Source organism: uncultured Methanobrevibacter sp., assembly GCF_947170395.1.
Classification (GTDB): Archaea; Methanobacteriota; Methanobacteria; order Methanobacteriales; family Methanobacteriaceae; genus Methanocatella.
On the sequence record NZ_CAMVTE010000047.1, the window covers coordinates 1 to 10197 of the forward strand.

At 36.9% G+C, this 10197-nt stretch carries 14 protein-coding genes and 1 pseudogene; all 15 read right to left on the minus strand.

From position 1 onward, the window contains the following. Nucleotides 1-134: 134 nt before the first annotated feature. The gene (locus Q0W04_RS09830; protein WP_298502739.1) at nt 135-1604 is read right to left on the minus strand and encodes a putative glycoside hydrolase; all 1470 of its coding nucleotides are present in this window, start codon (nt 1602-1604) and stop codon (nt 135-137) included. Nucleotides 1605-1612: 8 nt separating this feature from the next. Next, entirely contained in the window at nt 1613-3442 is a 1830-nt protein-coding gene (locus Q0W04_RS09835) for a putative glycoside hydrolase (protein ID WP_298502742.1), read from the minus strand. After that, nucleotides 3432-4487, minus strand: a complete 1056-nt coding sequence (locus Q0W04_RS09840; protein ID WP_298502745.1) for a CapA family protein — start codon at nt 4485-4487, stop codon at nt 3432-3434. The genes Q0W04_RS09835 and Q0W04_RS09840 overlap by 11 nt, the downstream gene beginning before the upstream one ends. A 1-nt stretch (nt 4488) precedes the next feature. After that, nucleotides 4489-5943 carry a signal recognition particle-docking protein FtsY gene (ftsY, locus tag Q0W04_RS09845; protein ID WP_298502748.1) on the minus strand — a complete coding sequence of 485 codons (1455 nt, stop codon included), beginning with the start codon at nt 5941-5943 and terminating at the stop codon, nt 4489-4491. Nucleotides 5944-6070: 127 nt separating this feature from the next. Then, nucleotides 6071-6400 (minus strand): hypothetical protein, encoded by a 330-nt coding sequence (locus Q0W04_RS09850; RefSeq protein WP_298502751.1) that lies wholly within the window; start codon nt 6398-6400, stop codon nt 6071-6073. Nucleotides 6401-6515: 115 nt separating this feature from the next. Further along, complete coding sequence (gene pfdA, locus Q0W04_RS09855) at nt 6516-6950, minus strand: prefoldin subunit alpha (RefSeq protein ID WP_298502753.1); 435 nt, start codon at nt 6948-6950, stop codon at nt 6516-6518. A gap of 17 nt (nt 6951-6967) precedes the next feature. Continuing rightward, nucleotides 6968-7192 carry a 50S ribosomal protein L18Ae gene (gene rpl18a, locus Q0W04_RS09860; protein WP_298502756.1) on the minus strand — a complete coding sequence of 75 codons (225 nt, stop codon included), beginning with the start codon at nt 7190-7192 and terminating at the stop codon, nt 6968-6970. A gap of 24 nt (nt 7193-7216) precedes the next feature. Continuing rightward, nucleotides 7217-7891, minus strand: coding sequence for a translation initiation factor IF-6 (locus tag Q0W04_RS09865; RefSeq protein ID WP_298502759.1), 675 nt, complete (start codon nt 7889-7891; stop codon nt 7217-7219). Between the two features lie 44 nt (nt 7892-7935). Beyond that, nucleotides 7936-8181: a 50S ribosomal protein L31e gene (locus tag Q0W04_RS09870; RefSeq protein ID WP_292741864.1), complete on the minus strand. Its 246-nt coding sequence runs from the start codon at nt 8179-8181 to the stop codon at nt 7936-7938. 11 nt (nt 8182-8192) lie between these two features. Continuing rightward, nucleotides 8193-8348: a 50S ribosomal protein L39e gene (locus Q0W04_RS09875; protein ID WP_004032463.1), complete on the minus strand. Its 156-nt coding sequence runs from the start codon at nt 8346-8348 to the stop codon at nt 8193-8195. Nucleotides 8349-8368: 20 nt separating this feature from the next. After that, nucleotides 8369-8953, minus strand: coding sequence for a hypothetical protein (locus Q0W04_RS09880; RefSeq protein WP_298502762.1), 585 nt, complete (start codon nt 8951-8953; stop codon nt 8369-8371). A gap of 5 nt (nt 8954-8958) precedes the next feature. Next, nucleotides 8959-9315 carry a DNA-binding protein gene (locus Q0W04_RS09885; protein ID WP_298502765.1) on the minus strand — a complete coding sequence of 119 codons (357 nt, stop codon included), beginning with the start codon at nt 9313-9315 and terminating at the stop codon, nt 8959-8961. Nucleotides 9316-9337: 22 nt separating this feature from the next. Beyond that, nucleotides 9338-9775: a 30S ribosomal protein S19e gene (locus Q0W04_RS09890; protein ID WP_292813900.1), complete on the minus strand. Its 438-nt coding sequence runs from the start codon at nt 9773-9775 to the stop codon at nt 9338-9340. A gap of 95 nt (nt 9776-9870) precedes the next feature. Continuing rightward, the gene (locus Q0W04_RS09895) at nt 9871-10128 is read right to left on the minus strand and encodes a YhbY family RNA-binding protein (RefSeq protein WP_298502768.1); all 258 of its coding nucleotides are present in this window, start codon (nt 10126-10128) and stop codon (nt 9871-9873) included. Then, nucleotides 10097-10197: pseudogene (locus tag Q0W04_RS09900) on the minus strand (ribonuclease P); the annotation flags it as partial. The pseudogene Q0W04_RS09900 and the gene Q0W04_RS09895, both read right to left, overlap by 32 nt.

Below are 10197 nucleotides of genomic sequence, written 5' to 3' on the forward strand. Positions count from 1 at the left end.
ACTTATAATAAAAAGAGTTTATCAAAGAGAGCATTTGAAGAGTAATAATTTTTTTAATGAAATAAATTCTAATGCCTCTCAAGGTGCAATTCATCTCCGGGTTAAAGAAGCCGGAGAATTCTTGCACAAAAATGTTAAACCGCCTTGAAGTTTAACAGGTTAGTAACGCCAATCCTGAATAGAACAACTCCTTTTGCACCGCCGGCTTTTGCTGCTTTCGCATCCTTTAAAAGTTCGGAATGTGAGAGTTTTTTAACGTTGCTATCGGATTTGTATGCCTGAAGACCAGTCCAGATTTGCGCTCCATTTGACTGTTTGACAAATGTGGATGTCACTGATTTAATCCAGGCAGTGTTTTTTGCGTAATTGCCTTTATAGACCATCGGAATAATCACATCCAAATATTTGGACATTGTTGGAACATCCTGACCGTAATAATACTCCATCATTGTCGGTTCGGGCATTATTGCCGCTGAAATGATGCAGTTAGGCTTTGATTTTCTGATTTCCACAGATGCCTTTTTGGCAAAGTAGTTTATGGCCTTTGTAGAAGTGTCATAATAATGGGCAGTACCTCCAAATCTCAAATAATCAAAATGAACTCCGGCAACTCCTTTTATTTTGGAATAATATTTGGCCTTGGATATCTTTTTGTTCATATAATCGTATTTTAAAGAACCGTCTTTGTTTACCGGACGTACCCATTTGCCGTCATAGAACACTTGCATCCAAATATGAACCTTGATTCCCTGCTTGTTTGCTTTGGCAATCCATGACTGAACTGCAGACCTACCATACAAATCAATAGCATAGGAGTTAAGGAAGATATGCTTAGTCCCCTTTGCCTTAAGTGTCTTGAGATTGACGGTTTTCATTCCGCCAGCCCACATCCAGTATCCATCACCTTTAGGTATTGATTCCTTTACCTTTATCTTGCAGGACCCGCTGGATGCAAGATAGGGACTGTTGCCCTTAAAGGAATATTTGACAGTGTAGGTTCCCTTTTTAAGATTCAGAAAGATTTGTGCATAACCTTTTGAGTCAGTCTGTGCTTTGTAAGTTTTTCCATTAACTGTAATTGTAACGTTCTGATATTTGACCGCAGCAGGATAAGTCTTTGTAAGGCGGACAATGAATACTGTCTTTGAACCCTGCCTGTAGTTTATATTGCTGTCTGCCTGCTTTAACACAGTTGCGGCAGGAGCTTTTACGGTTATCTTGGCTGTTCCGTTTGAAGGGGAATAATTTTCATTGCCTGCAAATGAATATGAAGCTATGTAACTGCCCTCTTTGAGCTTAAGCTTTAAAACCACAAGACCTTTATCGTCAGTGTTTTTATCATAGTCAACATCATTTACTGTAATTTTAACCGGCATCCCAGTCAATTTTTCACCGTCACTGGTTAGATTGACTGTAAATTCTGTCTGAAATGTTTCATATCCAGTCACTGGTTTGGCGGAAATTGTTGTGTTTGCCCTGACCGGTTCGGAGTCAATCTCATCAAGACTAACAAAATCGCTTTGCGTCTGGTTATCTACAGCAGATACAGCTGAAATTGACATCAGAGTTAATGCCACCAATAAAATAATCAATAGCTTTTTCATAAAATCCCTCAGAGATCATCTAAATTGAATAAGTTAAATAATGTATATCTAAACATGATTACGCCTGTTGCTCCACCCATTCCCGCATAATCTGCATCATTCTGCAATGTGGAGGCAGGTAATTTCTTAACGTTGCTGTCTGAATAATATCCTTGAAGACCAGTCCAAACCTGTGCTCCATTGGACATCTTTACAAAGGATTCTGTTGTGGATTTAATCCATGATTCACCCTGCCCGTAATTTCCCTTATAAACCATAGGAACAATGACATCAAGATATTTACTTATTGTAGCAATGTCCTGACCGTAATAGTATTTCATTGAAGAAGGCTCAGGCATCACAGCGGCAGATACTATAATTGCTGAATTCTGCTTGTGAAGGGCGTCACAGGCCTGTTTTGTAAAGTAATTGATGGCACTTACACCATTTTTATACTTGTAAGCAGTTCCAGGGAACCTCAAATAATCGAAATGAATTCCCGCAACACCGTCAATTTTAGCGTAACTCTTTGCATCATTGATTATGGAGTTATATAATGAATATTTATATGATCCGTCCTTGTTGACAGGTGTAATCCAGTCCCCATCATTGAACACCTGCATCCAAATGTGGACATTGATACCCAATGATTTTGCCTGTGTTGCGAATTTAGCCACCTCATCTTTTCCATGCAGTGTAATCGCATATGAATTCAGGAATATCTGATTGACACCGTTTTTGGCCATTGTCTTTAGATTGACGCTTTTCATGTCACTTCCAAACAGCCAGAATCCGTTATTTACAACATCATTTGATTTGACCTTTATAGGATAGTTCTTCACAGCTTTATTGTATATGTTGGTATTGTAGGAATTGACCTTGAAAGTATATTTGCCCTTGTTGAGCTTCAAGTCAAATTTGGCTTCACCGTTCTTGTCTGTCTTTTGTGTGTAGGTTTTTTTATTGATTGTCAAAACAATAGTTTTGGATTTAATCGGGTCTCCACGAACGTCCTTGTACTTGACTCTGAATGAAAACTCCTTTTGGTGTCTGAAGTCAATGACATTCATCCTGACAATAGTTGTAGGCATTCCTTTCTTGACCGTTACTTTGGCTGAACCGCTACTTGACTTAAGGTTTTTCACAGCGGAAAATGAAAATTTAATCGGATATTTCCCTGCTTTGGTCAAATCAATGTTCAGTTTTGCCTTACCGTTGGAATCTGTTTTTACAGTGTAGGTTTTTCCTGAAATTACAAATTTCACCTTTTGGTTAGGAATCTTTACCCCATTTGATGTCAATGTAACTGTGTATGGGTTTCTGGCACCCACATATGCAACATAATCTGATCCTTTGATTGTGGTTTTTGAATTTGAAACTATTGTGAGTTTTTTAGAAAAGCTTAATGTATCATAACCCTCTTCATTAAACAGAAAGCTTATCTGATGATTTCCTGTTGCATATAGCTTATAAGAAATCATTCCTTTCGAATTTGTGGTTATATATGACACCTTATCCTTGAATGTGACCTTGATTTTCTTATTGGCTAATACTTTTCCACTATCATCGAGAAGTTTGAAGGTATATGGAGTGTTTTTGGTAAATACCGCTCCTGATGTCACCTCATATTTTGTGGAAACGTTTTTTGACGGTTCAGATTGCTCCAATACAGTATCATCACTGTCAACGCTTACAACATTGCCAACTTCTTCTACACTTAAACTGCTTTCATCCACATCACTAGCCAATGTAGGCGTAGTTTCATTAACGTCACCTGCACTTACGCATGTCAAGCATAAAAATATGCTTAATGCCGCACAGACAACGAATAATCTTTTCAAATTAATATTAATCACCATCAGTTAAATTAAATTTAAGTTTTCCAACCCCATTCGCGATTTCCATATCGCCGCATTGAGGAGACAATGATTTTAAAAGAGATTCTCCACTATCTGCATCCATATAATGAGGTACGTAATTGGTTAAATGAACAGGATATACTGTACATTCACCAGTGTCATTAATAAAGTCTATTTTAACGAAATATGCATCAAGAGTATTTTCCCTTTGCAAATCAAATATGAAATCACCCAAACTGTAGAATATAGGTTTTCCATTATACATTTCTATTCCTTGAACTACATGAGGATGTGCTCCAACGACAACATCTGCGCCTGCATCAATCAGTTCATGTGAAATCCTTGTTTGGTCCTCATTAGGAGATAGTGAATATTCATTTCCGTAATGCATATAAACTATTACAATATTGCCGTTTTCTTTTGCATCGGAAACCTGTTTTTTGGCAATTTCACTGTCATATGCTGAATATCCCGGTGAGGAACCATTGGCATATGGAATCTGTTCGTAGCTATATTCAGCAAAATTGTTTGAATCCATATAATTCAATATTGTTATGTTTCTACCGTTGATCTCCTGGGATACTCCCTGGTGCGCTTCCTCTTCGTTTTCACCGGAGCCGATAGGAGTCAGACCGGCATTCTTGAGATTGGCAATAGTGTCTCTCATACCGTCAATGCCATAATCACATACATGGTTATTTGCGGTAGCTGCAATAGTAATGTTATTTTCACGAGCCATAGGAACATATAACGGGTCGCATTTCAACGGAACATCACTTTTAACTGCGCTGTTTGAGTTTGTAGCCGCATTTTCAAAGTTTATTAAAAGTATATCCACATTTGACAGCACATCGCTTACGTTTGCAAATGGAGATTCTCCTCCACTTAAAACACCTGCCATATTACGTGCAAACATGACGTCACCAACAACAGCCACTGAAACGTCACCGGGAGGTTCTGAAGCAATTCCTCCACCAAATATCGCAAACCATGCAATCAGCATTACCAAAATGGCAAAAACAGGCATTAAAAGTTTAATGTTCATACTATGCCTCTACTTCGACCGCCTCATCGTCAGAAAATAGCTGATTCAACATCCAATCAGCATCATATTCCATAATGTCGTCATATCCCTGACCCATACCTAAAAACATGATAGGCTTTTTGATTACATAACCTATTGAAAGGGAAGCTCCTCCCTTACTGTCTGCATCGGCCTTGGTTAGGATAACTCCGTCAATGTCGATTGCCTCGTTGAATTTTTTGGCCTGTTCTGTTGCATCGTTACCTGTTAGGGCATCACCGACAAATATAACCAGATCAGGTTTTGAAACCCTTTTAATCTTTTTCATCTCATCCATAAGATTTGTATTGGTCTGCATTCTTCCTGCAGTATCGATTAAAACCAGTTCTTTACCCTGTGCCTTTGCATGTTCCACTGCATCGAATGCAACAGCCGCAGGATCTGAACCCTTCTGGTGCTTGATTATTTTAACACCAACGTTATCTGCGTGATAGGTAACCTGTTCAATAGCACCTGCCCTGAATGTATCGGATGCTGCAATTACAGGAGTGTAACCTTTTTTGAGATAATAATTAGCCAGCTTACCGATTGTTGTGGTTTTACCTGTACCGTTAATACCTACAAACATTACAACCAAAGGTTCTCCTTGCTGTTTTTTGGCTTCAATCATTTCTGTCATTGATTTGCCAGGAATGTCAATGATTTCTGCAACCGCATTTTTCAATGCAAGGTAAGTGTATTCTGTAATGTCGTTGCTTCTTTTGATTTTTTTACCTACCAAATCGTTTTTGACACTGTCCACCACTTCGGATGCCACTTCCATAGCCACATCACCCTGCAGGAGTTCCATTTCAAGCTCAAATAGGATGTCTTCAACATGCTTTTCTGAAATGGTTTTTTCACGCACAAAAGAGAACAGTCCTCCACTGGCTTCACCATCAGCAGAAACATCTTCCTTATCCTTGTCCTTGCTTCTGCTCCAGAAGCGTGATTTTTTCTCTTCGACCACTTCCTCCTCTTCAGACTCATCTTCTTCACTTTTATCTTTGTTCCTGCTCCAGAAGTGTGATTTTTTCTCTTTAGGCTCTTCAATTTCTTCTACTTCTTCAATATCGTCTAAAGACTCGTCAATCTCTTCAGGTTCATCATCATCGTATTCTTCATCTTCAGTTTCATCATCTGATTTATCCTTAGAGCGGAATCTGGAGAAAAATCCTGATTTTTCCTCTTCACCATCCTCCTCAACGGATTCATCTTCCTCTAGAGGAGCCTCATCGACTTCATCTTCAGGACCCGGAAGTAAATTGGATTCATCTTCTTCAACTTTTTCCTCTTTATTTTTACGTCCAAATGAAAAGAATGAAAATTTAGTACCTTCTTCCTCCTGAAGGTTGTCTTCTGCTTCAGCTTCTTCAATAAGCTCTTCTTCTAATTTTTCACTGGTACGTGAAAACTTCTTTTTTAATGATTCAAACAAAATTAACCCAACCTTTTAGTTTAGTTAAAAATTTATATTGTTAATATTTACCTTTTTCATACTATTTAAAGGCATTTAAAATGAGAAAAATGAATAATGAAAAAAAAGAATTAAAATTTGATATAAATTATTTTTTAAAAGGAACAATACCTAAAACTGCCAAAGCGACCATCAATACCAAAATAGGATTACCTGCAGCATTACTGTCAAGAGAGGATTCACTTCCACCTGCAGATGCAGGAACGCTTTCGGACGCATTGTCGTCTGTTCCGTTGTAGGCACTATCTACCGCAATGTCAATGCCATCGGTTTCATTAACTTCAACATCTTCACCCTCGCCAGTTTCACCGTTATCGGACTCGCCAGTCCCATTTATATTGTCATCAGCAAAAACGCATGAAGCAGACATGAGTACAGCAAATATCACAAGCAATGCGACTAAACTCTTAAGGTTCACATTTTCACCTCCATTAAAAAAATAATCTATTAACAATCTAAATCATGTCAAAATAGTATATAAATAAGTAGTATTGAAAAAAATAGAAAAAAATAGAAAAAATTGTAAAATGTATCTATCTCATTTGAGTCATGTTGCCTTGAGCTGCAGCGGCAATCTGCTCAGCTTGAGCCTGAAGATTTGCAACAATATCAGTGCATTGCTGTAGGTTAGCCAGCATTTTATCAAGGCTATCCTTTAAATCCTCTTTTTGGCCTGTGAGAATTTCACGGGCGCCATCTGCATCTTTTTTAACGGCAAGACCTGAACCGATACTTACAATAATTTCATCAGTACTTTTAAGTTCTCCTTTAATGAAAGAACCAGCACCTACAGGTACAAAAGCTTCAACAGATTCTTTACCTTCGATATCTTCCAAGGTATTGAACAATGCGTCAACTTCTGCAATGGAAGTTTGAATTAAATCAATTTGCTGTTGAATCAATTCGGCTTGTTGCCTGTATGCATTCATTTCATTAACAAGATTGTTTAATCTTTGTTGATCTTCCATATTAACACCAACAAAATCTATAAAATTTCTTTTACAATTGGGTCTTGAACATCTTCAGGAGCGATTTCTTCAATAGATTCGATAGAAATCTGATTCCTGTTAATACCATGTTTACTTCCGAAACGTTCATAGATTTTTGTTTCTATATCAGCTTCACAAGTAGCTTTGTATTCTTTAGTGAATTTGTGATATTCATCACCCATTACAAAAGTACCTTTAACTCTGTAAATTTTTGTTATCATATAAAATCCCTCATGATATATTAATTAAAAATTATCATCCAAAAAGCCTAATGCCTCTTCAACTCTAGCCATTTCAGGACCGGTACTTCCTTTAGCTACAATTGCACCATGTGAATTGGCAATGGAGCAAGCACCAACCAAAGAAATACCTTTACCAACAGTACCTATATCTCCTTCAACACCAAATACTTTACGAGCCAAGTTAATTTCGCTTGAAATGGCATTTTTAGTAATCAAGAATCCGTTATTGGTAACCTTGATTAGGGAACCGACAATGTCGCTTCCGCTGATGGAACGTGATTCAACATCAACATCCAATGTTTCTTCAATTACATTGCATGCCTCTTCAGACAGAAACGGACTTACGATTGCACCGTTATCATTTGCAGCCACGATATTTCCTACAGCAGTAAACTGTGAAGGAATTGTAGCAACTTTCAAGCCCAATTCTTCGAATTGTTTAACTTCTCTATCTAAAATGTGTGGGGAAACAACGATACCATTTGAATTAGCTACAGCTAAAGATCCTATAAGATTACTGCCGGAAATAGAAGATTTTACAACGTCAACTTCTAATGTTTCCTTAATTATTTCAGCTTTTTCATCCAAAAGATTATAAGGAACAATAGCTACATCATCTGTTGCAAGAATGAATACTCCTATATTCGGATTTCCTACAATATCAACTCTTTTCAACATATTGTTACCTCACATTAATCTAATATATGGCGAAGATACTTAGCCTATTCTGCTAAAGTAGCTTTTACAACACCATCATCATCTTTAACTGCTTTTACAGTAATTTTAGAAGGTATTTTTTGAATACCTCTTTCCCAAATTGCATGATTGATAGATTCATCAAGTTTAACTTCTTCTGCTTTCATGTGTTTAGTCAAGAAGTTTTGTACTTCTCTAATAGCTCTAGGAGCTCTGATAGTCCTTTTGACATTTTTTACGTTTCTAAGTGGAATTGTGTAAACTCTTTCCATATTAACCCCTCTTATAATTTAAGACTGTTTCTTCTCCAATGTCTAGGTTTTGGTCTGTATCTAAGTTTACGGTTAGTTTTAGCATAAGCCCAGATTGGAATTCTCCTATTTTGTTTGTTTGCTTTTGCCATTCTTAATTTTTTAGCTAATGGTTTATTTCTACTCATTTTCTCACCTGTAATAATAATTATTTTTTATATCCAATAACACGAGTTTGATAATGTTCCGGGAATATATCAAGTGAATTTCCACCCCTCTCGTCAATCAAAGTCCTGATTTCAACCTCATAATCTGAACTGTTGTCCTTGTTTGACTTTTCATGGGAAATTTCAAACAGGTTTGATGTAATCAGTTTCACGGATTTGTGGCCGAAACTGTCCAAATTGATATATTGAACATCTTTTCTGTCTTCAAGGCTTCTGATCTGATTGACTGTCAGTTTTGGAGTTCTGTCGTCACGTCTGGTCCCGTCTGCAATAATATCATATTTTTCCGAAACCTGTTCCACAACATTTTCATGAATGAACTTTATTCCGTCGTTTGGAAAACCATCCTTCATTATCATGTCACAAGTCTTTTCTAAAAGTTCAACGTCCAAGTCGAGAACCTTATGGGTAAATCCCAGAGATGCCGCTGATTTACTTGCAGGAATATATGAATCATAAACACCAAAATTGGCTGTACACAATTCAACGTCAAGACCCAGTCTTTTAAGCATGACTGCCATGAAAGATGAATCCTTTCCTCCACTATATAATACAGCTGCTTTCATCGATATTATTTCCTTGTAATTTTAATTTCTCTTTTCTGACCAGCAATGTTTCTTAAAAGAACTTTCAATTGCTCATCAGTAACCTTACCTCTTAAACTTCCTGCTTGAGCTGATTGAATCAGTTGGATTTCAATTTGTTCAACAAGTTCAGGTTTGGTTAATTTAAGATTGCTTAAACGAGCGCGAGCTTCAGAGGTCATAATCTGACCTAAAAGTTGTTTTTTCTGAGCTTCGAACTGTTGTCTTTGTGCTTCTTGCTGTTGTGCTTGTACAGCAGCTTGTTGTTGCTGATTTTGCATAGCAGCTTGTTGAGCTTGTAATTCGGCCATTCTTCTTTGACGAATTTCATCTAAATCGCTCATATCAAACTCTCCGAATAATTAATTAATATTTTTCAAGTTCAGGAATATCTTTAATGATTTCAGCAGAAATTTTATCTAAGAATGATCTTCCTGCTGGGGAAACAACTCTTCCACCTTCAACTTTTTCAACATATCCTGCGTCTTCTAATTGCTGGAGTGCGGTTCTGATGATGGATCCGCTACCTTTTCTGAAAACTTCAGGACGTACACCACGGTCTTTTTTACCGCCGTAGAAAGTTCTTAAACTCATAACTCCTACAGGACCGTCCATGTAAACTCTTCTGATGATAGAAGCAGTTCTTACATACCACCAATCAGCGTTTTCTGGTTTTCTTTCTTTGTGAACACCAGTTTTAACAAAATTGGACCATGCAGGGGAATTGATTTTATCATTATTTTTAAATTCTTCTGCGACTTTTTTAATTAATAAATCTGCAGGTACATCAAATACAGTAGTCATATTAATTCTCCAATATTTTATTAAATAATTGTAGCTTAATCCACTGTAAATTTAAGACCTAAAAAATAGGGCCTGTAACTCTAAATTTAAAATGTTTAAGGCTTTTTTTTATAGATTACAGCAACGTGGCCTCTAACATCTATAAGCTGTGCTTTAGTTTTAGAGACAATTTCATCTATGTAATCATCTTTATTTCTAGCGATATTTTTTGCAAATTTAAGTTTAACAATTTCATTAGCTTTGAGCTGGCGTTTGATTTCTTCAATAACATTATCGTTGACGCCGCTTTTACCAATGTTAATTGTCATCGCATTAAGAGCTCTATTCATCATTTCTTTTTTGCTTTGACTCATATTTAGCTCTCCTTTTTAACTTTTTTTCCTTGTGATAAGGAATTTTCATTACATGACCACATTCACCAC